Source organism: Serratia sp. G204Y (assembly GCF_051172435.1).
Taxonomy (GTDB): domain Bacteria; phylum Pseudomonadota; class Gammaproteobacteria; order Enterobacterales; family Enterobacteriaceae; genus Serratia; species Serratia sarumanii.
This window is the reverse complement of sequence record NZ_JBPIZA010000007.1, coordinates 14,485-37,730: the sequence shown is the minus strand read 5'-3', so window position 1 is coordinate 37,730 and position 23,246 is coordinate 14,485. Positions and strand designations below refer to the sequence as shown.

The window sequence follows — 23,246 nt, the reverse complement described above, 5'->3', positions numbered from 1 at the left end:
TACTTGAGTATCGCCTGCCAAGTAACCAGCTTCCAAGGGTTTGCAACGTGACTAATGAAATCAGAAAAGATGCTGATTCACGCATGGAAAAAAGCGTAGAAGCATTCAAAAACCAAATCAGCAAGATCCGCACCGGCCGCGCTTCTCCAAGCATTCTGGACGGCATCATGGTGGAATACTACGGCGCCGCTACGCCGCTGCGCCAGCTGGCCAACGTGACCGTGGAAGACTCCCGCACGCTGAAAATCAACGTGTTCGACCGCAGCCTGAGCCAGGCCGTTGAGAAAGCGATCATGAGCTCCGATCTGGGCCTCAACCCGTCTTCCGCCGGTTCTGACATTCGCGTTCCGCTGCCTCCGCTGACCGAAGAACGTCGTAAGGATCTGATCAAGATCGTGCGCGGCGAAGCTGAGCAGGGCCGCGTAGCGGTGCGTAACGTGCGTCGCGACGCCAACGACAAGGTCAAGGCGCTGCTGAAAGACAAAGAGATCAGCGAAGACGAAGAACGTCGTTCACAAGACGAGATTCAGAAAATGACCGACGCTTATATCAAGCTGGTCGACGCCGCGCTGGCGGAGAAAGAAAAAGAGCTGATGGATTTCTAATCAGCATCGCGCAGAAAAAAAGCGTCGCCTGGGCGGCGCTTTGTTTTTTGTGGCGCAGATCCCGTTTCATCGTACTGAAAGATCATGGACAAGCGGTGTCCAAGGTTCCACACTGGAACACCTCCGATCTCATCAGACAGTTATTCAGAGTGAACTCATGAAGCAACTGACCATTCTTGGCTCGACCGGCTCGGTAGGGACCAGCACCCTGGCCGTGGTCAGGGCGAATCCCGACCTTTTTGCGATCAAAGCGCTGGTGGCCGGCCGCAACGTCGCGGTCATGGCGCAGCAATGCATGGAATTTCGGCCCGCCTTCGCCGCGATGGCGGATGAAAGCGCCGCGCGCGAGCTGCGCGCCATTCTGGCGGAAAACGGCGTCGCTACCGAGGTATTGGCCGGGGAGCAAGCGGCCTGCGAACTGGCGGCGTTGGACGACGTCGATCAAGTGACGGCGGCCATCGTCGGCGCCGCGGGGCTGTTGCCGACGCTGGCGGCGATCCGCGCAGGCAAGCAGGTGCTGCTGGCCAACAAAGAGTCGCTGGTCACCTGCGGCCGTCTGTTTATGGATGCGGTGCGCCAAAGCCAGGCGCAGTTGCTGCCGCTCGACAGCGAGCACAACGCGATTTTTCAGAGTTTGCCTGAGAGCATTCAGCGTCAGTTGGGATACTCTTCCCTGGACAGTCATGGTGTTTCGCGCATCGTGCTTACCGGCTCCGGCGGCCCGTTCCGCACCACGCCGCTGGAGCAGTTCGCCGCGATGACCCCGGATCAAGCCTGCGCCCACCCGAACTGGTCGATGGGGCGCAAGATCTCGGTGGATTCCGCCACCATGATGAACAAAGGTCTGGAATACATTGAGGCCCGTTGGCTGTTTAACGCCTCGGCCGAGCAAATGGAAGTGATCCTGCATCCGCAGTCGGTGATTCACTCGATGGTGCGCTATGCCGACGGCAGCGTGCTGGCGCAGCTGGGTACGCCGGATATGCGCACGCCGATCGCCCACGCGATGGCGTATCCGCAGCGCGTGAACTCCGGCGTGGAGGCGCTGGACTTCTGTCGCATCGGTTCGTTGACCTTCGCCGAACCGGAGCGCGAGCGTTATCCTTGCCTGTATTTGGCGATTGAAGCGTTCGATGCCGGCCAGGCGGCGACCACTGCGCTGAACGCGGCCAACGAAATCGCCGTGGCGGCATTTTTGCAGCAGCAGATTCGCTTCACCGACATTGCGGCGGTCAACCGCCAGGTGGTGGAGCGCCTTGCGCTGCAGGAACCGACCAGCATCGAAGCGGTCTTAGACATTGACCGCCAGGCGCGCGCCGCCGCCGAGGAGCGCGTTCGCGCGTTGCGCGGTTGAGGACGGCGATTATCCGATTTTGCTCGTAATTCACGCGTGCCGCAGCGGGGCCGTTTGTTCATGCCCCGCTGAGGTGGTATAGTCTGCGCCACCTGTCAGCGGTTATACCGTTGAATTATGGCCTGATTGGCGCCTTGTGCGCCAATGGCGGCCCGGCTGCGCCGGGCATCGCGAGGGCTGGCTGAAAGCCGTGTCGGGCACACGGCTTTTTTTGCGCGTAAGGGCCTGATGTTCCGGAAAGGCAGTTATATTTCTATTGAGGAAATAAGTACGAGTTATGTCGTCCGCAAACCAACAAGAGGCTAATCCATCTTCCCCGGGGCCGCGCCATGTCGCCATTATCATGGACGGTAACGGACGCTGGGCCAAACGTCAGGGCAAGTTACGTGTCTTCGGTCATAAAGCAGGGGTGAAATCGGTTCGCCGTGCGGTCAGTTTTGCCGCCAGCCACCATTTAGATGCGCTCACGCTTTATGCCTTCAGCAGCGAAAACTGGAACCGTCCGGTGCAGGAAGTCTCCGCCCTGATGGAGCTTTTTGTCCGTGCTCTGGATAGTGAAGTAAAAAGCCTGCATAAACATAACGTCAGGCTGCGGGTGATCGGCGATATCAGCCGCTTCAGCTCGCGTTTGCAGGAGCGGATCCGCCGCTCTGAAGCACTGACGGAAAATAACGATGGCCTGACGCTCAATATCGCTGCCAACTACGGTGGCCGTTGGGATATCATTCAGGGAGTAAGGGAACTGGCCGAACGGGTACGGGTGGGGGAGTTGCACCCGGATCAGATCAGCGAGGAATTATTGAACGAGCGGGTTTGCATGAGCGACCTGGCGCCGGTGGATCTGGTTATCCGCACCGGTGGCGAGCATCGCATCAGTAACTTCCTGCTGTGGCAAATCGCCTATGCTGAACTTTACTTTACTGATGTGCTCTGGCCTGATTTCGATGAACTTGTCTTTGAAGGTGCGCTGAATGCATTTGCACAACGTGAGCGCCGCTTCGGGGGAACAACACCTATCGGCGCCGATGCGTCCTAGGGAGAACTTTTGCTGAAGTATCGCCTCATAACTGCTCTGATTTTAATCCCGATCGTTATCGCGGCGCTGTTCCTGTTGCCGCCGCTGGCCTTTGCTCTGGTAACGCTCGTCGTGTGCATGTTAGCAGCCTGGGAGTGGGGCCAACTGGCCGGTTTTACCTCCCGTTCGCAGCGCATCTGGCTGGCGATACTGTGCGGTTTTCTGCTGGCGCTGATGATGCTCAGCGTTCCCGCGTACCATCAATCCGTGCCGCAGATAAGCGGCTCGCTGTGGCTGTCGCTGGCCTGGTGGCTGGCGGCGCTGCTGCTGGTGCTGTTCTACCCCGGCTCGGCCGCCATCTGGCGCAACTCGCGCCCGCTGCGCCTGCTGTTCGGCCTGCTGACCATCGTGCCGTTCTTCTGGGGCATGCTGGCGCTGCGCCAGTTCGGCTACGAGCAAAACCCGTTTACCGGCGCCTGGTGGCTGCTGTACGTGATGCTGCTGGTGTGGGGCGCGGATTCCGGCGCCTATATGTTCGGCAAGCTGTTCGGCAAGCATAAGCTGGCGCCGAAGGTCTCTCCGGGTAAAACCTGGGAAGGGCTGATTGGCGGGCTGCTGACGTCGGCGGTCATTTCCTGGCTGTTCGGCCGCTACGCGCCGCTGAACGTGGTGCCGACCACGCTGTTGGCCTGTTCGGTGATCGCCGCGCTGGCTTCGGTGCTGGGCGATTTGACCGAAAGCATGTTCAAACGCGAAGCGGGCATCAAGGACAGCGGTCACTTGATCCCCGGTCACGGCGGCATACTGGATCGTATCGACAGCCTGACCGCGGCGGTGCCGGTGTTTGCCTGCCTGATGCTGTTGGTGTTTTAATCCGTCGATGACGGAAAGTGAGGGATGATGGTCAGCGTGCTTTGGAACCTGGTGGCGTTTCTGATTGCGCTCGGTATTTTGATCACCGTGCACGAGTTCGGACACTTTTGGGTTGCCCGCCGTTGCGGCGTGCGCGTTGAACGCTTCTCCATCGGCTTCGGCCGGGCGCTGTGGCGCCGCACCGATCGCCAGGGCACCGAGTACGTCATCGCCTTGATTCCGCTCGGCGGCTACGTGAAGATGCTGGACGAGCGCGTGGAGTCGGTGGCGCCGGAAATGCGCCATCAGGCCTTCAACAACAAAACCGTCTGGCAGCGCGCGGCCATCATCAGCGCCGGCCCCATCGCCAACTTCCTGTTTGCTATCCTTGCCTATTGGCTGGTGTTCATCATCGGCGTGCCGAGTTTCCGTCCGGTGATCGGCGAAATCGCGCCGCAATCCATCGCCGCCAAGGCTGAAATTTCGTCTGGCATGGAACTAAAGTCGGTTGACGGCATCGAAACGCCTGATTGGGAATCAGTTCGTCTGGCGCTGGTGGCGAAGATTGGCGATGCGCAAACCGAAGTCGGCGTCGCGCCGTTCGGCTCTTCGCAGGTGGTGACCAAAACCCTGGATTTGCGCCAGTGGAACTTTGAACCGGACAAGCAGGATCCCGTTGTCGCGTTGGGCATTATGCCGCGCGGCCCGCAGATAGAATCCGTGTTGGCGGAAGTGCAGCCTAACTCGGCGGCGCAAAAGGCGGGTTTACAAGCGGGGGACAGGATCGTTAAAGTCGATGGTCAGCCGTTGGGTCGTTGGCAGACGCTGGTGAAGCGTATCCACGATGGCCCGGGGCAACCGCTGGCTTTGGAGATTGAAAGAAACGGCGCCCCCTTGTCTTTGACGCTGATACCGGATACAAAGCCGGTGGGAAAAGACAAATCGGTGGGGTTTGCAGGCATCATTCCAAAGGTGCTGCCGCTGCCGGACGAGTATAAAACGATTCGCCAGTATGGACCGTTCCCGGCGCTGTATCAGGCCGGCGACAAGACCTGGCAGCTGATGCGGCTGACGGTCAACATGCTGGGCAAATTAATAACCGGTGATGTAAAGCTGAACAACCTGAGTGGCCCGATCTCGATTGCACAGGGAGCAGGGGCGTCAGCCGGAGTCGGGTTCGTGTATTATCTGATGTTCCTGGCGTTGATTAGCGTCAACCTGGGTATCATCAACCTGTTCCCATTACCGGTGTTAGATGGTGGGCATCTCCTCTTCCTGGCGATAGAAAAGCTGAAGGGTGGGCCGGTTTCCGAGCGAGTACAGGACTACAGCTACCGCATAGGTTCGATCGTGCTGGTGTTGTTGATGGGTCTTGCACTTTTCAATGATTTTTCCCGCCTCTAGGGGCGGGGATAGGTTAGGAAGAACGCATAACAACGATGGCGATGAAAAAGTTGCTCATAGCGTCGCTGCTGTTTGGCAGCGCCACCGTATACGGTGCAGACGGGTTCGTAGTGAAAGATATTCATTTCGAAGGCCTGCAGCGAGTCGCCGTCGGTGCGGCGTTACTCAACATGCCGGTTCGCGTCGGCGATACCGTCACTGACGATGACATCAGTAATACCATCCGTGCCTTGTTTGCCACCGGCAACTTCGAGGACGTGCGCGTACTGCGCGATGGTAATACCTTGATCGTGCAGGTGAAGGAACGTCCTACCATCGCCAGCATCACTTTCTCCGGCAACAAGTCGGTGAAGGATGACATGCTCAAGCAGAACCTGGAAGCCTCCGGCGTCCGGGTGGGCGAGGCGCTCGACCGCACCACGATCTCCAGCATTGAAAAAGGGCTGGAAGACTTCTACTACAGCGTCGGTAAATACAGCGCCTCGGTGAAAGCCGTAGTCACGCCGCTGCCGCGCAACCGTGTCGACCTGAAACTGGTGTTCACGGAAGGGGTCTCCGCCAAGATTCAACAAATCAATATCGTCGGCAACCATGCCTTCACCAACGACGAACTGATCTCGCGCTTCCAGCTGCGTGACGAAGTGCCGTGGTGGAACCTGGTCGGCGATCGCAAATACCAGAAGCAGAAACTGGCGGGCGATCTCGAAACCCTGCGCAGCTTCTATCTGGATCGCGGCTATGCCCGCTTCAACATCGATTCTACCCAGGTGAGCCTGACGCCGGATAAAAAAGGCATCTACATCACCATCAACATCACCGAAGGCGATCAGTACAAGCTTTCCGATGTTGTCGTGAACGGCAACCTGGCCGGCCACTCGGCGGAAGTCGCTCAGATCACCAAAATCGAACCGGGCGAGCTGTACAACGGCAGCAAGGTGACCAAAATGGAAGACAACATCAAAACGATGTTGGGCCGTTATGGTTACGCTTACCCGCGCGTCGGCACTCAGCCTGAGATCAACGACGCGGATAAAACCGTCAAACTGCACGTCAACGTCGACGCGGGCAACCGCTTCTACGTGCGTCGCATCAAGTTCGAAGGCAACGACACCAGCAAGGATTCCGTACTGCGTCGCGAAATGCGCCAGATGGAAGGCGCCTGGCTCGGCAACGAGCAGGTCGAGCAGGGCAAAGAGCGTCTGAACCGTTTGGGCTACTTCGAAACGGTTGACGTGGAAACCCAGCGCGTGCCGGGCACCGCCGATCAGGTCGACGTCACCTACAAGGTGAAAGAGCGCAACACCGGTACCTTCAACTTCGGCGTCGGTTACGGCACCGAGAGCGGCGTCAGCTTCCAGGCGGGCGTGCAGCAGGATAACTGGTTGGGTACCGGCTACTCGGTGGGCATCAGCGGCACCAAGAACGACTACCAGACCTATACCGAACTGTCTGTCACCAACCCGTACTTCACCGTTGACGGTGTGAGCCTGGGCGGCCGCATCTTCTACAACGACTTTAAGGCGGATGACGCGGATCTGTCGGACTATACCAACAAGAGTTACGGTATTGACGGCACGCTGGGCTTCCCGATCAACGAAAACAACTCGTTGCGTACCGGCCTGGGTTACGTCCACAACGGCCTGTCGAACATGCAGCCGCAGATCGCGATGTGGCGTTACCTCGACTCGATGGGCGTGGATGCGAACAAGACCGACCGCGCCAGCTACTCGACGGACGACTTTACGTTGAACCTGGGTTGGACCTACAACAACCTGGACCGCGGCTACTTCCCGACGTCGGGTAACCGTACCACGTTGAACGGCAAGGTCACCATTCCGGGCTCGGACAACGAATACTACAAGGTGACGCTGGACAGCGTACAGTACGTGCCGATCAACGACGATCGCACCTGGGTGCTGTTGGGCCGTGGCCGTCTGGGTTACGCGGATGGCTTGGGCGGCAAGGAAATGCCGTTCTACGAGAACTTCTACGCCGGTGGTTCTAGCACCGTGCGTGGCTTCCAGTCCAACACCATTGGTCCGAAGGCGGTGTACTACAACTCCAACTCGTACCAGTGTCAGTTCAACGCCGGCAGCACGACCACGCGTCAGAACATCTGTAGCTCGGATGACGCGGTGGGCGGTAACGCCATGGCGGTCGCCAGCCTGGAGCTGATCACCCCGACGCCGTTCATCAGCGAGAAATACGCCAACTCAGTGCGGACGTCGCTGTTCATCGATGCCGGTACCGTGTGGGATACCAAGTGGAAGAATACCGACGAAACGCTGATGTACGGCGTGCCGGACTACAGCAAGGCCAGCAATATTCGTTCTTCCGCCGGTATCGCGCTGCAGTGGATGTCGCCGCTGGGGCCATTGGTGTTCTCTTACGCCAACCCGATCAAGAAATACGAAGGCGACAAGTCCGAACAGTTCCAGTTTAACATCGGTAAGACCTGGTAACGGGTCTCGCCTCTGGGCATAACAGTTATTAAGAATCGCAATGGCCAGGCGCCCGCCGGCAGAGGGAGATGATTCTCATTGTTTGGTGGGATAAGTCTGGCAAATTGTGTACTTCAGTGTCATATGACACAAATGGGTGATGGTAAGGAGTTTATAGTGAAAAAGTGGTTGTGTGCCGCAGGCCTCGGTTTAGCAATGGCTGCTTCAGCTGGCGTTCAGGCAGCAGATAAGATCGCTGTCGTTAACGTCTCCAGCATTTTCCAACAGCTGCCGGCCCGCGAAGCGGTCGCTAAACAGCTGGAAAACGAGTTTAAAGGCCGTGCAAGCGAACTCCAGAACATGGAACGTAGCCTGCAGACCAAAATGCAACGTCTGCAGCGTGACGGCGCTACCATGAAAGCCAGCGATCGCAGCAAGTTGGAAAAAGACGTGATGGCGCAGCGCGAGCAGTTCTCTCAGAAAGCCCAGGCTTTCGAGCAGGACAACCGTCGTCGCCAGATGGAAGAGCGTAACAAGATCCTGAGCCGTATTCAGGACGCGGTGAAATCTGTCGCCAGCAAAGGCGGTTATGACGTGGTGATCGACGCCAACGCCGTTGCCTATGCAGACTCTTCCAAAGATATCACTGCTGACGTGCTGAAACAGGTTAAATAACACATGCTTTCAATTCGACTGGCTGATTTAGCGCAGCAGTTGGATGCACAATTGCACGGTGATGGCGATCTCGTCATCACCGGCATTGCTTCTATGCATTCGGCACAGCCTGGCCAAATCACGTTTTTGTCAAACAGCCGCTATCAAGAGCAGCTGTCTTCCTGCCAGGCAAGCGCCGTGGTGCTTACCGAAGCGGATTTACCACACTGCCGTGCTGCGGCGCTGGTGGTTAAGAACCCTTACCTGACCTACGCGCGCATGGCGCAGCTGATGGACACCACGCCGTCGCCGGCCCAGGATATCGCGCCAAGCGCGGTTGTCTCGCCTGAAGCGCAGCTGGGGCAGAATGTCGCCATTGGGGCGAACGCGGTGATCGAGTCGGGTGCGGTGCTGGGCGATAACGTGGTTATCGGCCCGGGCTGCTTCATCGGCAAACACGCACGCATCGGCGCGGGAACGCGTCTGTGGGCGAACGTCACGATTTATCATGCGGTTGAAATCGGCCAGCGCTGCCTGATCCAGTCCGGCACCGTGATCGGCGCGGATGGTTTCGGCTATGCGAACGAGCGCGGCGAGTGGATCAAAATCCCTCAGTTGGGCACGGTGATTATCGGCGATCGCGTCGAAATCGGCGCCTGCACCACCATCGACCGCGGCGCTTTGGATAACACCCAAATCGGGAATGGTGTTATCATCGACAACCAATGCCAGATTGCACATAACGTCGTGATTGGCGACAATACCGCCGTCGCCGGCGGTGTGATCATGGCCGGCAGCCTGAAAATCGGCCGCTACTGCCAGATTGGCGGTGCCAGCGTGATCAACGGTCACATGGAAATTGCCGACAAGGTTGTTGTTACCGGAATGGGAATGGTTATGCGACCAATCACCGAACCTGGGGTATACTCTTCGGGCATTCCGTTGCAGCCTAACAAGGTTTGGCGTAAAACCGCTGCGTTGGTGATGAATATCGATGAGATCAGCAAACGCTTGAAAGCTGTCGAACGTAAAGTCGGAAAAGACTAATCATTGCCGCCCGCCCTGGCGGGTACAAAACGAAACGCGTTGGTCGTGAGACCAAAAGCGCAAAGAGATGTTAATTTGCGGCCTGCATGATGATCTCCTTTTGGGGTCAGCGCAGGCCGTGTTGTTGATGCCATCAGTTTTTAGAGACAGGAAGAGTATTTTGACTACTGACACTCATACTCTGGATATTGCAGAAATTTTGGATCTGCTTCCTCACCGTTACCCGTTCTTGCTGGTCGACCGCGTCCTCGAGTTTGAAGAGCACAAATATCTGCGTGCGGTGAAGAACGTATCGGTGAACGAACCGTTTTTCCAGGGCCACTTCCCTGGCAAACCGATTTTCCCAGGCGTATTGATTCTGGAAGCCATGGCGCAGGCCACCGGTATCCTGGCGTTTAAAAGCGTCGGCAAACTGGAGCCGGGCGAGCTGTATTACTTCGCCGGTATCGACGAAGCACGCTTCAAACGCCCTGTGGTGCCAGGCGATCAGATGGTCATGGAAGTCACCTTCGAGAAAACTCGCCGCGGCCTGACTCGCTTCAAAGGCGTGGCGACCGTTGACGGTAAAATTGTCTGCGAAGCAACCATGATGTGTGCCCGCAGCCGGGAGGCTTAATCCGTGATTGACCAAACCGCCTTTATCCATCCTAGCGCGATAGTCGAAGAAGGCGCCGTGATCGGCGCCAACGTGCATATCGGCCCTTTCTGCTACGTCGGCTCCCAGGTGGAAATCGGCGCCGGCACGGTGCTGAAATCCCACGTGGTGGTGAACGGCATTACCAAGATTGGCTGCGATAACCAGATTTATCAGTTCGCTTCCATCGGTGAAGTGAACCAGGATCTGAAATACGCGGGCGAACCGACGCGCGTTGAAGTGGGCGATCGCAACCGCATCCGCGAAAGCGTGACCATTCACCGCGGCACCGCGCAGGGCACCGGCCTGACCAAAGTGGGTAATGACAACCTGCTGATGGTCAACGTGCACGTCGCCCACGACTGCGTGGTCGGCAACGCTTGCGTGCTGGCCAACAACGCCACGCTGGCGGGGCATGTGGAAATCGACGATCACGCCATCATCGGCGGCATGACGGCGATCCACCAGTTCTGCATTATCGGCGCGCATGTGATGGTAGGCGGTTGTTCCGGCGTCGCTCAGGACGTGCCTCCATTCGTCATCGCTCAGGGTAACCACGCGACGCCGTTCGGCGTCAACGCGGTCGGCCTGAAGCGTCGCGGTTTTGACAAGGATGAAATGCAGGCGATCCGCAACGCCTACAAGATCCTGTATCGCAGCGAGAAAACGCTGGATGAAGCGAAAGCGGAAATCGAAGCCCTGGCCAAAGAACAGCCGGTGGTGCAGCAATACCTCGATTTCTTTACCCGTTCCACCCGCGGTATTATTCGCTGAGTTATGTCGAATCGTCCATTGACTATCGGATTGGTCGCCGGAGAAACCTCCGGTGACATTCTCGGCGCCGGTTTGATCCGCGCGCTCAAGGCGCAGATCCCCGACGCGCGTTTTGTTGGCGTCGCCGGCCCGCTGATGCAGGCCGAAGGCTGCGAAGCCTGGTACGAAATGGAAGAGCTGGCGGTCATGGGCGTGGTGGAAGTGCTCGAGCGCTTGCCACGCCTGTTGAAGATCCGCAAGGATCTCACTCGCCGCTTCGGCGAGCTGCGGCCGGACGTGTTTGTCGGCATCGATGCGCCGGACTTCAACATCACGCTGGAAGGCCGCCTCAAGCAGCGCGGTATCCGTACCATTCACTACGTCAGCCCTTCCGTGTGGGCCTGGCGGCAAAAGCGCGTTTTCAAAATTGGCAAAGCCACCGATCTGGTGCTGGCCTTTCTCCCTTTCGAAAAAGCGTTTTACGATCGTTTCAACGTGCCCTGCCGGTTTATCGGCCACACCATGGCGGACGCCATGCCGTTGCAGCCCGATCGGCTGGCGGCGCGCGCTCAGCTTGGCATCGATCCGCAGGCGCGCTGCCTGGCGTTGCTGCCGGGCAGCCGCGGCGCCGAAGTCGAGATGCTGAGCGCCGACTTCCTCAAGACCGCGCAGCTGCTGCGCACCCGTTATCCCGAGCTGGAAGTGGTGGTGCCGCTGGTCAACGCCAAACGGCGCGAGCAGTTTGAGCGCATCAAGGCGGAAGTGGCGCCGGATCTGACCGTACACCTGCTGAACGGCCAGGGGCGCGAGGCGATGATCGCCAGCGACGCGGCGCTGCTGGCATCCGGCACGGCGGCGCTGGAGTGCATGCTGGCCAAGTGCCCGATGGTGGTGGGCTATCGCATGAAGCCGTTCACTTTCTGGCTGGCGCAGAAACTGGTGAAAACGCCTTACGTTTCGCTGCCGAATCTGCTGGCGGGGCGGGAGATCGTTACCGAGCTGCTGCAGCATGACTGCGTGCCGGACAAACTGGCCGCCGCCGTGATGCCGCTGCTGGAAGAGAGCCCGCAAACCGAAGCGCTGAAACAGACTTTCCTTACCTTGCACCAAAGCATCCGTTGCGGTGCGGACGAACAGGCCGCTCAGGCTGTGTTGGAGCTGGCGAAAGCATGATTGAACCCTTTATCTATCCCGCTGCCACGCTGATTGCCGGCGTGGACGAAGTGGGCCGCGGGCCGTTGGTCGGTGCGGTGGTCACCGCCGCCGTGATCCTCGATCCGGCGCAGCCGATCGTCGGGCTGGCGGATTCCAAGAAACTCAGTGAAAAACGCCGCCTGGCGCTGTATGACGAAATCGTCGCCAAGGCGCTCTCCTGGAGCCTGGGGCGCGCCGAGCCGGCAGAAATCGACCAACTGAACATTTTGCACGCCACCATGCTGGCGATGCAGCGCGCGGTGGCCGGGTTGCATATCGCGCCGGACATGGTTTTAATCGACGGTAACCGTTGCCCGAACCTGCCGATGCGTTCGCAGGCGGTGGTGAAGGGCGACAGCCGCGTGGCGGAGATCAGCGCGGCGTCCATTCTGGCGAAGGTCACGCGCGATCGTGAAATGGCCGCGCTGGACAGCGAGTTCCCGGACTACGGTTTCGCGCAGCATAAGGGTTACCCGACCGCCTTCCACCTGGAGCGGCTGGCCGCGCTGGGCGCCACCGAGCATCACCGCCGCAGCTTCGCGCCGGTGAAAAGGGCGCTGGCGCTGTAGCCTGCGGGCCTGGTTGACCAGGCCCGACGATAGCATTAACCCGGGTTCAGCCTGCTGAGCCCCTTCAATCAGGTATCTGGAGATGGCCGAACCTCGTTTTATTCACCTGCGCGTCCACAGTGACTATTCCATGATTGATGGATTGGCCAAGACGGCGCCGCTGGTGAAAAGAGCCGCCGCGTTAGCCATGCCTGCTCTGGCAATCACCGATTTCACCAACCTGTGCGGATTGGTGAAATTCTACGGCAGCGCGCACGGCGCCGGGATCAAACCGATCATCGGCGCGGATTTCCATGTGCAAAGCGAAGAGCTGGGCGACGAGCTGGCTCAGCTGACGGTGCTGGCCAGCAACAACGAAGGCTACCAGAACCTGACGCTGCTGATTTCCCGCGCCTATCAGCGCGGCTACGGCGCCGCCGGCCCGATCATCGATCGCGACTGGCTGATTGAACATCGCGAAGGGCTGATTCTGCTCTCCGGCGCGCGTCAGGGCGACGTCGGCAAGTTTCTGCTGCGCGGCAACCAGGCGCAGGTGGATCAGTGTCTGGACTTCTACCAGCAGCACTTCCCGGACTGTTACTACCTGGAACTGATTCGCACCGGCCGCCCGGACGAAGAGAACTACCTGCATGCGGCGGTGGCGCTGGCCACCGAGCGCGGTTTGCCGGTGGTGGCCACCAACGACGTGCGCTTCCTGGTGGAAGATGACTTCGACGCCCATGAAATTCGCGTCGCCATCCACGACGGCTTTACGCTGGACGATCCCAAGCGGCCGCGCAACTACAGCCCGCAGCAATACATGCGCAGCGAAGACGAGATGTGCGAGCTGTTCGCCGACATTCCGGAAGCGCTGCTGAACAGCGTCGAAATCGCCAAGCGCTGCAACGTCACCATTCGCCTCGGCGAATACTTCCTGCCGCAGTTCCCGACCGGCGACATGAGCACCGAGGACTTCCTGGTACTCAAATCGAAAGAGGGGCTGGAAGAGCGTCTCGAGTTCCTGTTCCCCGATCCTGAAGTGCGCGCGCAGCGCCGCCCGGAATACGACGAGCGTCTGGACGTCGAGCTGAAGGTGATCAACCAGATGGGGTTCCCCGGCTACTTCCTGATCGTGATGGAGTTTATCCAGTGGTCGAAGGACAACAACGTGCCGGTGGGCCCGGGGCGCGGTTCTGGCGCCGGTTCACTGGTGGCCTATGCGTTGAAAATCACCGACCTCGATCCGCTGGAGTTCGACCTGCTGTTCGAACGTTTCCTGAACCCGGAACGTGTCTCAATGCCCGACTTCGACGTCGACTTCTGCATGGAGAAGCGCGACCAGGTAATTGAGCACGTGGCGGAGATGTACGGCCGCGAAGCGGTATCGCAGATCATCACCTTCGGCACCATGGCGGCGAAAGCGGTTATCCGCGACGTGGGCCGCGTGCTGGGGCACCCGTACGGCTTCGTCGATCGCATCTCCAAGCTGGTGCCGCCGGATCCGGGCATGACGCTGGAAAAAGCCTTCGCTGCCGAACCGCAGCTGCCGGAAATTTACGAGGCAGACGAAGAGGTCAAGGCGCTGATCGACATGGCGCGCAAGCTGGAAGGGGTGACGCGTAACGCCGGTAAACACGCCGGGGGCGTGGTGATAGCGCCGACCAAAATCACCGACTTCGCGCCGCTGTACTGCGACGCCGAAGGGCAGCACCCGGTGACCCAGTTCGATAAGAACGACGTGGAATACGCCGGGCTGGTGAAGTTCGACTTCCTCGGTCTGCGCACCCTGACCATCATCGACTGGGCGCTGGAGATGATCAACGCCCGGCGCGCCAAGACCGGGCTGGAGCCGATCGACATCGCCGCCATTCCGCTCGACGACAAGAAAAGCTTCGACATGCTGCAGCGCTCGGAAACCACGGCGGTGTTCCAGCTTGAATCGCGCGGCATGAAAGACCTGATCAAACGTCTGAAGCCCGACTGCTTCGAAGACATGATCGCACTGGTGGCGCTGTTCCGTCCGGGGCCGCTGCAGTCGGGGATGGTGGATAACTTCATCGACCGCAAGCACGGCCGCGAAGAGATCTCCTACCCGGACATCCAGTGGCAGCACGAGTCGCTCAAGCCGGTGCTGGAACCCACCTATGGCATCATCCTGTATCAGGAACAGGTGATGCAGATTGCCCAGGTGCTGGCGGGCTATACGCTGGGCGGCGCGGACATGCTGCGCCGTGCGATGGGTAAAAAGAACCCGGTCGAGATGGCCAAGCAGCGCGGCGGCTTTGAAGATGGCGCCAAAGCGCGCGGCATCGACGGCGAACTGTCGGTGAAAATCTTCGACCTGGTGGAGAAATTCGCCGGATACGGCTTCAACAAATCGCACTCCGCCGCCTATGCGCTGGTGTCGTATCAGACGCTGTGGCTGAAAGCGCACTACCCGGCCGAGTTTATGGCGGCGGTGATGACCGCCGATATGGACAACACCGATAAGGTGGTGGGGCTGGTGGACGAATGCTGGCGCATGGGGCTGAAGATCCTGCCGCCGGACATCAACAGCGGCCTGTATCACTTCCACGTCAACGACGACGGCGAGATCGTTTACGGCATCGGCGCCATCAAGGGCGTGGGGGAAGGGCCGATCGAAGCCATCATCGAGGCGCGCAACAGCGGCGAGCAGGGTTACTTCAAAGACCTGTTCGATCTCTGCGCGCGCTCAGACATCAAGAAACTGAACCGCCGCATTCTGGAAAAACTGATCATGTCCGGCGCGTTCGATCGCCTCGGGCCGCACCGCGCCGCGCTGATGAATTCGCTCGGCGACGCGTTGAAAGCGGCGGATCAGCATGCGAAAGCCGAAGCGATCGGCCAGGTGGATATGTTTGGCGTGCTGGCGGAAGCGCCGGAGCAGGTGGAGCAATCCTACGCCAATATCGCGCCCTGGCCGGAGCAGGTGGTGCTGGACGGTGAACGGGAGACGCTGGGGCTGTACCTGACCGGCCACCCGATCACCCAGTACCTGAAGGAGATCGAACGTTACGCCGGTGGCCAGCGTTTGAAAGACATGCACCCGACGGATCGGGGCAAAATGACCACCGCCGTCGGGCTGGTGGTCGCCGCGCGGGTGATGGTGACCAAGCGCGGCAACCGCATCGGCATCTGTACATTGGATGACCGTTCGGGCCGCCTGGAAGTGATGTTATTCACCGAAGCGTTAGAAAAATACCAGCATTTGTTGGAAAAAGACCGTATCCTTATCGCCAGTGGACAGGTCAGCTTTGATGACTTTAGCGGCGGGCTTAAAATGATGGCCCGCGAGGTAATGGACATCAGTGAAGCCCGGGAAAAATACGCTCGCGGGCTTGCTATCTCGCTGACTGACAGGCAAATTGATGACCAGCTTTTGAACCGTCTCCGCCAGTCGTTGGAACCCCATCGATCGGGGACGATTCCAGTGCATCTCTACTATCAACGGGAAGATGCGCGAGCCAAGCTGCGTTTTGGCGCAACCTGGCGCGTGACGCCCACCGACCGCTTGTTGATCGACTTGCGGACGTTGGTAGGCAATGAGCAGGTGGACTTGGAATTTGACTAAAATAGGAATGCTATGAGTCTGAATTTTCTTGATTTTGAACAGCCGATTGCAGAGCTGGAAGCGAAAATTGACTCGCTGACTGCAGTCAGCCGTCAAGACGAAAAATTAGATATTAATCTGGACGAAGAGGTTCAGCGCCTGCGTGAAAAGAGCGTTGAGCTGACGCGCAAGATTTTTGCCGATCTTGGGGCCTGGCAGATTGCCCAATTGGCACGCCACCCGCGCCGTCCTTATACCCTGGATTATATCAAACACATCTTTACCGACTTCGAAGAGTTGGCGGGCGATCGCGCTTACGCCGACGACAAAGCGATCGTCGGCGGTATTGCGCGCCTGGATGGCCGCCCGGTGATGATCATCGGGCACCAGAAAGGCCGTGAAACCAAAGAGAAGATCCGCCGCAACTTCGGCATGCCGGCGCCGGAAGGCTACCGCAAGGCGCTGCGCCTGATGGAAATGGCCGCGCGCTTCAAGATGCCGATCATCACCTTTATCGATACCCCGGGCGCTTATCCGGGCGTGGGCGCGGAAGAGCGCGGCCAGTCCGAAGCCATCGCGCGCAACCTGCGTGAGATGTCGCGCCTGAACGTGCCGGTCATCTGCACCGTCATCGGCGAAGGCGGCTCCGGCGGCGCGCTGGCGATCGGCGTGGGCGATAAGGTGAACATGCTGCAGTACAGCACCTACTCGGTGATTTCGCCGGAAGGCTGTGCCTCCATTCTGTGGAAGAGCGCCGATAAGGCGCCGCTGGCCGCAGAAGCGATGGGCATCACCGCGCCGCGCCTGAAAGAGCTGAAGCTGATCGACTCGGTGATCCCGGAGCCGCTGGGTTCCGCGCACCGCGACGTGCCGGCGATGGCCGCCGCGCTGAAAGCGCAGCTGCTGGCCGATCTGAAAGATCTGGACGGTCTGAACGACGAAGAGTTGCTCAACCGTCGCTACCAGCGTCTGATGAACTACGGCTACTGCTGAGTTCTGCGCTTCGCTGCAAGAAACCGCCTCCGGGCGGTTTTTTTTTGGCTACACACCGCCGGATTTTCGTGGTGTTATAGAAACTTGGCCGTTAACTGACAGGAGCTGCCGATGAATATCATCGCCATCATGGGCCCGACGGGCGTCTACTACAAAGATGAGCCGATCCGCGAGCTCCACGCGGCGTTGGCCGCCATGGGATTCCAGCTGGTGTACCCCAAAAACAGCGGCGACCTGCTGAAGCTGATCGAAGCCAACGCCCGCATCTGCGGGGTGATCTTCGACTGGGACGACTACAGCCTGGAGCTGTGCAGCGAGATCAACGAGCTGAACGAATACCTGCCGCTGTATGCCTTTATCAATACCCACTCTACCTTCGACGTCAGCCTGCATGAAATGCGCATGGTGCTCTATTTCTTCGAGTATGGCCTGAATGCGGCGGACGATATCGCGCAGCGCATCCAGCAGTACACCGCGGAATACATCGACACCATTACACCGCCGCTCACCAAGGCGTTATTCAACTATGTGCGCGAAGGGAAGTACACCTTCTGCACGCCGGGCCACATGGCCGGCACCGCGTTTCAAAAAAGCCCGGTGGGCTGCCTGTTCTACGATTTCTTCGGCGCCAATACCCTGAAGGCCGACATCTCGATTTCGGTTACCGAGCTTGGTTCGCTGCTGGATCACACCGGGCCGCACCTGGAGGCCGAAGAGTATATCGCGCGCACCTTCAACGCCGAGCAGAGCTATCTGGTCACCAACGGCACCTCCACCGCCAACAAGATCGTCGGCATGTATTCGGCGCCGGCCGGCAGCACGGTGCTGATCGACCGCAACTGCCACAAATCGCTGTGTCACCTGCTGATGATGAGCGATATCGTGCCGATCTATCTGCGCCCGCTGCGCAACGCCTACGGCATCCTCGGCGGCATTCCGCAGCGCGAGTTTACCCGCGAAAGCATCGCCGCCCGGGTGCAGGAGACCGAGAACGCCACCTGGCCGGTGCATGCGGTGATCACCAATTCCACCTATGACGGCCTGCTGTATAACACCGACTACATCAAGCAGATGCTGGAGGTGCCATCGATCCACTTCGACTCCGCCTGGGTGCCTTACACCAACTTCCATCCGATTTACGACGGCAAAAGCGGCATGAGCGGCGAGCGGGTGCCCGGTAAGGTTTTCTACGAAACCCAGTCGACGCACAAGCTGCTGGCGGCCTTCTCGCAGGCTTCGATGATTCATATCAAGGGAGACTACGACGAGAGCACCTTCAACGAAGCCTACATGATGCATACCACCACCTCGCCGCACTATGGCATCGTGGCATCGATGGAGACCGCCGCCGCCATGCTGCGCGGCAACCCGGGGCGCCGCTTGATCAACCGTTCGGTGGAGCGTGCGCTGCATTTTCGCCGTGAAGTGCAGCGGCTGCGCGAGGAGAGCGACAGTTGGTTCTTCGACATTTGGCAGCCGGAAGAGATCGATGAGGCGCAATGCTGGCCATTGGATCCGGACGACAACTGGCACGGTTTTGGCCAGACCGATCGCGATCACATGTACCTCGATCCGATCAAGGTGACGATCCTGACGCCGGGCATGAACGAGCTGGGTACGCTGGAGGAGGAGGGGATCCCGGCGGCGCTGGTGGCGAAATACCTCGACGAGCGCGGCATTGTGGTGGAGAAGACCGGGCCGTACAATCTGCTGTTCCTGTTTAGCATCGGCATCGACAAAACCAAGGCGATGAGCCTGCTGCGCGGCCTGACCGATTTCAAGCGCGCCTACGATCTCAACCTGCGGGTGAAGAACATGCTGCCGGATCTGTACGCCGAGGATCCGGATTTCTACCGCAACATGCGCATTCAGGATCTGGCCGCCGGCATTCACCGCCTGATCTGCCAGCACGATCTGCCGCGCCTGATGCAGCGGGCGTTCGACGTGCTGCCGGAAATGAAGCTGACGCCGCACCAGATGTTCCAGGAGCAGGTGCGCGGCAACGTGGAAACCTGTGAGTTGGATCAGCTGGTGGGCAAGGTGGCGGCCAATATGATCCTGCCGTATCCGCCGGGCGTGCCGCTGGTGATGCCGGGGGAAATGATCACCGAAGAGAGCCGGGCGGTGCTCGATTTCCTGCTGATGCTGTGCTCGATCGGCGAACGTTACCCTGGTTTTGAAACCGACATCCACGGCGCCAAACTGACGGAGGACGGACGCTATCTGGTCAAGGTGTTGAAAGCCCCGCTGCCGTAATGCATTACACGCCCGGCGGTTTGGAAAGATATGCCGGGCGTTCTCATTGACGGCATCGCCGCCGCCGGATACCTTGCCTCATCAGACCGAACAGGAGAGGCCGCCATGCTGGCGTTACGTCAGGTACACCATATCGCGATCATTGGCGCGGACTACGCCGCCAGTAAGCATTTTTACTGCGACATTCTCGGATTTACCCTGCTGAGCGAAGTCTACCGCGAGGAGCGCGGCTCCTGGAAAGCCGATCTGGCGCTCAACGGGCAATACACTATCGAGCTGTTTTCTTTCCCTTCGCCGCCGGCCCGCGTCAGCCGCCCGGAGGCCTGCGGCCTGCGCCATCTGGCGTTCAGCGTTGACGACATTGGCCAGGCCATCGCCCATCTGCAGGCGGCCGGCGTCGCCTGCGAACCGGTACGCGTCGATCCTTATACCCAATCCCGTTTTACCTTTTTCAGCGATCCCGATGGTTTACCGTTAGAATTATACGAGAGTTAACGGCTTAATCGCCTCCCGGCGGCCACAGCCGGGGGCGGTTATGCTATGATCGCGCCCTTGCCCTACATGCCTACAGAGTTATTTCCGCCATGCAAGAGCCTGCTTTTCGCGTCGGGGAGTGGCTGGTTACCCCTGCCGACAACACCATCAGCCGCGACGGACGCCAAAAAACGCTGGAACCGCGCCTGATCGACATGCTGTGCTATTTCGCCCGGCATCCCGACGTGGTGCTGAGCCGCGACGAGCTGATCGACAACGTCTGGAAGCGCAATATCGTCACCAACCATGTGGTGACCCAATGTATTTCAGAGCTGCGCAAATACCTGAAAGACGGTGACAGCGACAGCCCGGAATACATTATCACCGTGCCCAAGCGCGGGTATAAGCTGGCGACGTCGGTGATCTGGTGTGAAGAAGGGGAGACGCAACCCGCTCCCGCACAGGCGCCGCAGATCGCGGTGATCATGCATGAGCCGGAAGACGGCAGCGAGGAAGACGAGACGCCGTATGTGCCGCCGCGCCGGACAAGCGCACCGCCTGCCGCGCCCGGCGAAAAGAAGCCGCGTTTTTATCGTCGCTCGACCTTCTGGGTGTGGCTGGCGTTTCTGGCGGCGCTCAGCGTCTGCGTGGCGTTTGTCGGCATCGCCACGCTGTCGCAGCGCGTGCCGGTATCCACCATGCCGGTGCTGCTCAACCCGCGCGATATCGATATTCGCATCCAGGGCGGCGAGAGCTGCAGTAACTGGATGCCGCAGCTCTCTTATGTGGTGGGCGTCAGCGAGCTGATCACCGATTCGCTGAACACCTACTCGACCTTCCTGGTACACGACCAGACCAACTACAACTATTCCGGCCCCAGCAACTCGGGCAAGTCGCTGTATATCGAGTTCGTCAATCAGCGCCACTACCGCGCCCAGCAGTGTTTCCTGTCCGTGCGGCTGGTGGATAACGCCGACAGCTCAGTCATGCTGGACAAGCGTTACTTTATTACCGCCGATAACCAGCTGAAGATCCAGACCGACTTCCTCTCCAGCCTGTCCGCTGCGCTGAAGCAGCCCTGGCCGCCACAGCTGGAGCAGCGCCTGGCGCAGCTGCTGCCCGACAACGGGCCGTTGCTGCAGCGTTTCTACCAGGCGCACCAGTTGCTGATCCACGGCGACGCCGATTCGTTGACCCGCGCCAGCGCCCAGCTGAGCGAGCTGATTAAAAGCGCGCCGAACTTCCATTACCTGCTGGCCGAAAAGGCGCTGGTGGATCTGCTGCGTAATTCTTATCAACCGTTCGACAGCCAGGCCCTGGCGCAATTGCGCGCCGATATCAGCCATCTGGCGACGATCCCCGAATTGAAAAACACGCCAATCATGCAGCAAGTTCTGGCGGTAGATGCATTGACGCAGGGGCGCATTGACGAGGCGCACCGGGCGATCGATCTGGGGATTGAATTGCAAATGTCGTGGCTGAATTATGTGCTGCTGGGCAAGGTGTATGAAATGCAGGGGCAGAACCATTTGGCGGCGGATTCTTATATTACCGCATTCAATCTTCGCCCCGGCGAAGACACATTGCATTGGATCACCAACGGCGTATTCCAGACGTCATTGACCAACGTGGTGCCTTATTTAAATAACTATCAGCGCCAATAATTAACCGATATCACGCCGCCATTATTCTCCGGGAATCATGGCGGCGTTATTTATTGGTGAAGGCATGTTGCGTGAATGTATTATTTTGCCGCGCGATATTATTTCTTTTTTGCCGTTTGTTATGCGTCATTAACCTTGTCATATTGTTGTTTTTAAATGATGTTTATCTTTTCTTTAGCTTATCTTTTTATCTTGATGTGTTAATGAAAAACCTCAGGTTATCATTTGTATGATCATGAGCGTAATCTCACTTTATCTTTAGGACTTTATTCCCCCCGATGGTTAGCATCCTGACTATCAAGCCGGCTCATTAAAATCTTTTATTTATGGGTGTGGCTTATAAGAAACGTAAATCAGGAGAAACTGACCATGGCTTCACCCAAGAAAATAGGGCTTATTGCCTGCACCGGCGTCGTCGCCGGTAATATGATGGGGAGCGGGATTGCCTTATTGCCCGCCAACCTGGCGAGTCTCGGATCTATCGCCATCTGGGGATGGGTGATCTCGATTATCGGGGCGATGTCGCTGGCCTATGTGTATGCCCGCCTCGCCACCAAAAACCCGCAGCAGGGCGGCCCTATCGCCTACGCGGGTGAAATTTCCCCGGCCTTCGGTTTCCAGACCGGCGTGCTTTATTACCATGCCAACTGGATCGGTAACCTGGCCATCGGCATTACCGCCGTTTCTTATCTCTCCACCTTCTTCCCGGCGCTGAACAACCCGGTACCTGCCGGCATCGCCTGTATCGCTATCGTGTGGATCTTCACCTTCGTCAACATGCTGGGCGGAACCTGGGTCAGTCGTTTGACCACCCTGGGCCTGGTGCTGGTGCTGATCCCGGTGATCGTGACTGCCACCGTCGGCTGGCACTGGTTTGACGCCGCCACCTATCAGGCTAACTGGAATACCTCCGGCACCACCGACAGCCATGCGGTCATCAAAAGTATCCTGCTGTGCCTGTGGGCGTTTATCGGCGTGGAATCCGCAGCGGTCAGCACCGGCATGGTGAAAAACCCGAAACGCACCGTGCCGCTGGCAACCATGCTCGGCACCGGCCTGGCGGGCATTATCTACATCGCTGCCACCCAGGTGATCAGCGGTATGTTCCCGGCGTCTGAAATGGCCGCCAGCGGCGCGCCGTTCGCCATCAGCGCCTCGGCGATTATGGGCAACTGGGCCGCACCGATGGTTTCCGCCTTCACCGCCTTCGCCTGCCTGACGTCACTGGGTTCGTGGATGATGCTGGTTGGCCAGGCCGGGGTCCGTGCCGCCAACGACGGCAACTTCCCGAAAGTGTACGGCGAGCTGGATAAAAACGGCATTCCGAAGAAAGGCCTGCTGCTGGCCGGTTGCAAAATGACCGCGCTGATGGTGCTGATCACCCTGATGAGCTCCGCCGGCGGTAAAGCGTCCGACCTGTTCGGCGAGCTGACCGGCATCGCGGTGCTGCTGACCATGCTGCCTTACTTCTACTCCTGCGTAGACCTGATCCGCTTCGAAGGGGTCAACGTGCGCAACCTGCTGAGCCTGATCGCTTCGGTGTGCGGTTGCGGCTTCTGCTTCATCGCGCTGATGGGCGCCAACTCATTCGAACTGTCCGGCACCTTTATCATCAGCCTGATTATCCTGATGTTCTACGCCCGGAAAATGAATACCCGCCAGGCTGCCAACGCAGCGGCGGTCGATGAAAACACCACGGCCAAAGCGCACTGATTCGCGTCCGCTGACCGACTGAATTTACCCAGCCCCTTTCTTTCCGACCTGTCAGCCGCGACGGGAAGGGGCTT

General features: G+C 58.9%; 18 protein-coding genes. All 18 read left to right on the top strand.

Annotated features, from left to right (window positions below; translation table 11 throughout):
* Nucleotides 1–47 precede the first annotated feature (47 nt).
* The 18 genes from frr to cadB all read left to right on the top strand — a co-directional run bounded on the left by frr (nucleotide 48) and on the right by cadB (nucleotide 23,172).
* Nucleotides 48–605, top strand: a complete 558-nt coding sequence (frr, locus tag ACSBQQ_RS21990) for a ribosome recycling factor (protein WP_004931943.1) — start codon at nucleotides 48–50, stop codon at nucleotides 603–605.
* A gap of 157 nt (nucleotides 606–762) precedes the next feature.
* A complete protein-coding gene (ispC, locus tag ACSBQQ_RS21985; protein WP_033654123.1) occupies nucleotides 763–1,959 on the top strand; it encodes a 1-deoxy-D-xylulose-5-phosphate reductoisomerase in 1,197 nt (398 codons plus the stop codon).
* Nucleotides 1,960–2,236: 277 nt separating this feature from the next.
* Nucleotides 2,237–2,995, top strand: a complete 759-nt coding sequence (gene ispU, locus ACSBQQ_RS21980; protein ID WP_033635737.1) for a (2E,6E)-farnesyl-diphosphate-specific ditrans,polycis-undecaprenyl-diphosphate synthase — start codon at nucleotides 2,237–2,239, stop codon at nucleotides 2,993–2,995.
* Nucleotides 2,996–3,004: 9 nt separating this feature from the next.
* On the top strand, nucleotides 3,005–3,847 hold the full coding sequence (gene cdsA, locus ACSBQQ_RS21975) for a phosphatidate cytidylyltransferase (protein ID WP_033644875.1): 843 nt from the start codon (nucleotides 3,005–3,007) through the stop codon (nucleotides 3,845–3,847).
* 27 nt (nucleotides 3,848–3,874) lie between these two features.
* The gene (gene rseP / locus ACSBQQ_RS21970; RefSeq protein ID WP_004931952.1) at nucleotides 3,875–5,230 is read left to right on the top strand and encodes a sigma E protease regulator RseP; all 1,356 of its coding nucleotides are present in this window, start codon (nucleotides 3,875–3,877) and stop codon (nucleotides 5,228–5,230) included.
* Between the two features lie 35 nt (nucleotides 5,231–5,265).
* Entirely contained in the window at nucleotides 5,266–7,692 is a 2,427-nt protein-coding gene (gene bamA / locus ACSBQQ_RS21965; RefSeq protein WP_033649807.1) for an outer membrane protein assembly factor BamA, read from the top strand.
* A gap of 156 nt (nucleotides 7,693–7,848) precedes the next feature.
* Nucleotides 7,849–8,346 carry a molecular chaperone Skp gene (skp, locus tag ACSBQQ_RS21960; protein WP_004931958.1) on the top strand — a complete coding sequence of 166 codons (498 nt, stop codon included), beginning with the start codon at nucleotides 7,849–7,851 and terminating at the stop codon, nucleotides 8,344–8,346.
* A gap of 3 nt (nucleotides 8,347–8,349) precedes the next feature.
* The gene (gene lpxD / locus ACSBQQ_RS21955; RefSeq protein WP_033649808.1) at nucleotides 8,350–9,372 is read left to right on the top strand and encodes a UDP-3-O-(3-hydroxymyristoyl)glucosamine N-acyltransferase; all 1,023 of its coding nucleotides are present in this window, start codon (nucleotides 8,350–8,352) and stop codon (nucleotides 9,370–9,372) included.
* A 160-nt stretch (nucleotides 9,373–9,532) separates the two neighbouring features.
* Entirely contained in the window at nucleotides 9,533–9,988 is a 456-nt protein-coding gene (fabZ, locus tag ACSBQQ_RS21950) for a 3-hydroxyacyl-ACP dehydratase FabZ (RefSeq protein ID WP_004931962.1), read from the top strand.
* 3 nt (nucleotides 9,989–9,991) lie between these two features.
* Nucleotides 9,992–10,780 carry an acyl-ACP--UDP-N-acetylglucosamine O-acyltransferase gene (lpxA, locus tag ACSBQQ_RS21945; RefSeq protein ID WP_004931964.1) on the top strand — a complete coding sequence of 263 codons (789 nt, stop codon included), beginning with the start codon at nucleotides 9,992–9,994 and terminating at the stop codon, nucleotides 10,778–10,780.
* 3 nt (nucleotides 10,781–10,783) lie between these two features.
* Complete coding sequence (lpxB, locus tag ACSBQQ_RS21940) at nucleotides 10,784–11,932, top strand: lipid-A-disaccharide synthase (RefSeq protein ID WP_033635734.1); 1,149 nt, start codon at nucleotides 10,784–10,786, stop codon at nucleotides 11,930–11,932.
* Complete coding sequence (rnhB, locus tag ACSBQQ_RS21935; RefSeq protein ID WP_033635733.1) at nucleotides 11,929–12,522, top strand: ribonuclease HII; 594 nt, start codon at nucleotides 11,929–11,931, stop codon at nucleotides 12,520–12,522. Before lpxB ends, rnhB begins: the two co-directional genes overlap by 4 nt.
* A gap of 82 nt (nucleotides 12,523–12,604) precedes the next feature.
* Entirely contained in the window at nucleotides 12,605–16,093 is a 3,489-nt protein-coding gene (dnaE, locus tag ACSBQQ_RS21930) for a DNA polymerase III subunit alpha (RefSeq protein WP_048321892.1), read from the top strand.
* 12 nt (nucleotides 16,094–16,105) lie between these two features.
* On the top strand, nucleotides 16,106–17,065 hold the full coding sequence (gene accA, locus ACSBQQ_RS21925; protein ID WP_004931972.1) for an acetyl-CoA carboxylase carboxyl transferase subunit alpha: 960 nt from the start codon (nucleotides 16,106–16,108) through the stop codon (nucleotides 17,063–17,065).
* A gap of 111 nt (nucleotides 17,066–17,176) precedes the next feature.
* Nucleotides 17,177–19,321: a lysine decarboxylase LdcC gene (locus ACSBQQ_RS21920; RefSeq protein ID WP_060426857.1), complete on the top strand. Its 2,145-nt coding sequence runs from the start codon at nucleotides 17,177–17,179 to the stop codon at nucleotides 19,319–19,321.
* Nucleotides 19,322–19,426: 105 nt separating this feature from the next.
* Nucleotides 19,427–19,816 (top strand): VOC family protein, encoded by a 390-nt coding sequence (locus ACSBQQ_RS21915; RefSeq protein ID WP_060388405.1) that lies wholly within the window; start codon nucleotides 19,427–19,429, stop codon nucleotides 19,814–19,816.
* A gap of 89 nt (nucleotides 19,817–19,905) precedes the next feature.
* A complete protein-coding gene (gene cadC, locus ACSBQQ_RS21910; protein WP_060429307.1) occupies nucleotides 19,906–21,459 on the top strand; it encodes a lysine decarboxylation/transport transcriptional activator CadC in 1,554 nt (517 codons plus the stop codon).
* A 369-nt stretch (nucleotides 21,460–21,828) separates the two neighbouring features.
* On the top strand, nucleotides 21,829–23,172 hold the full coding sequence (cadB, locus tag ACSBQQ_RS21905) for a cadaverine/lysine antiporter (protein ID WP_033649814.1): 1,344 nt from the start codon (nucleotides 21,829–21,831) through the stop codon (nucleotides 23,170–23,172).
* The last annotated feature ends 74 nt before the right edge of the window (nucleotides 23,173–23,246 follow it).

What these genes read in the sequence shown, in the direction of transcription:
- cadC (WP_060429307.1), top strand. Translation starts at nt 19,906, where the DNA reads ATGCAAGAGCCTGCTTTTCGCGTCGGGGAGTGGCTGGTTACCCCTGCC.
- ispU (WP_033635737.1), top strand. Translation starts at nt 2,237, where the DNA reads ATGTCGTCCGCAAACCAACAAGAGGCTAATCCATCTTCCCCGGGGCCG.
- lpxD (WP_033649808.1), top strand. Translation starts at nt 8,350, where the DNA reads ATGCTTTCAATTCGACTGGCTGATTTAGCGCAGCAGTTGGATGCACAA.
- cadB (WP_033649814.1), top strand. Translation starts at nt 21,829, where the DNA reads ATGGCTTCACCCAAGAAAATAGGGCTTATTGCCTGCACCGGCGTCGTC.
- accA (WP_004931972.1), top strand. Translation starts at nt 16,106, where the DNA reads ATGAGTCTGAATTTTCTTGATTTTGAACAGCCGATTGCAGAGCTGGAA.
- rnhB (WP_033635733.1), top strand. Translation starts at nt 11,929, where the DNA reads ATGATTGAACCCTTTATCTATCCCGCTGCCACGCTGATTGCCGGCGTG.
- bamA (WP_033649807.1), top strand. Translation starts at nt 5,266, where the DNA reads ATGGCGATGAAAAAGTTGCTCATAGCGTCGCTGCTGTTTGGCAGCGCC.
- rseP (WP_004931952.1), top strand. Translation starts at nt 3,875, where the DNA reads ATGGTCAGCGTGCTTTGGAACCTGGTGGCGTTTCTGATTGCGCTCGGT.
- ACSBQQ_RS21915 (WP_060388405.1), top strand. Translation starts at nt 19,427, where the DNA reads ATGCTGGCGTTACGTCAGGTACACCATATCGCGATCATTGGCGCGGAC.
- lpxB (WP_033635734.1), top strand. Translation starts at nt 10,784, where the DNA reads ATGTCGAATCGTCCATTGACTATCGGATTGGTCGCCGGAGAAACCTCC.
- dnaE (WP_048321892.1), top strand. Translation starts at nt 12,605, where the DNA reads ATGGCCGAACCTCGTTTTATTCACCTGCGCGTCCACAGTGACTATTCC.
- ispC (WP_033654123.1), top strand. Translation starts at nt 763, where the DNA reads ATGAAGCAACTGACCATTCTTGGCTCGACCGGCTCGGTAGGGACCAGC.
- ACSBQQ_RS21920 (WP_060426857.1), top strand. Translation starts at nt 17,177, where the DNA reads ATGAATATCATCGCCATCATGGGCCCGACGGGCGTCTACTACAAAGAT.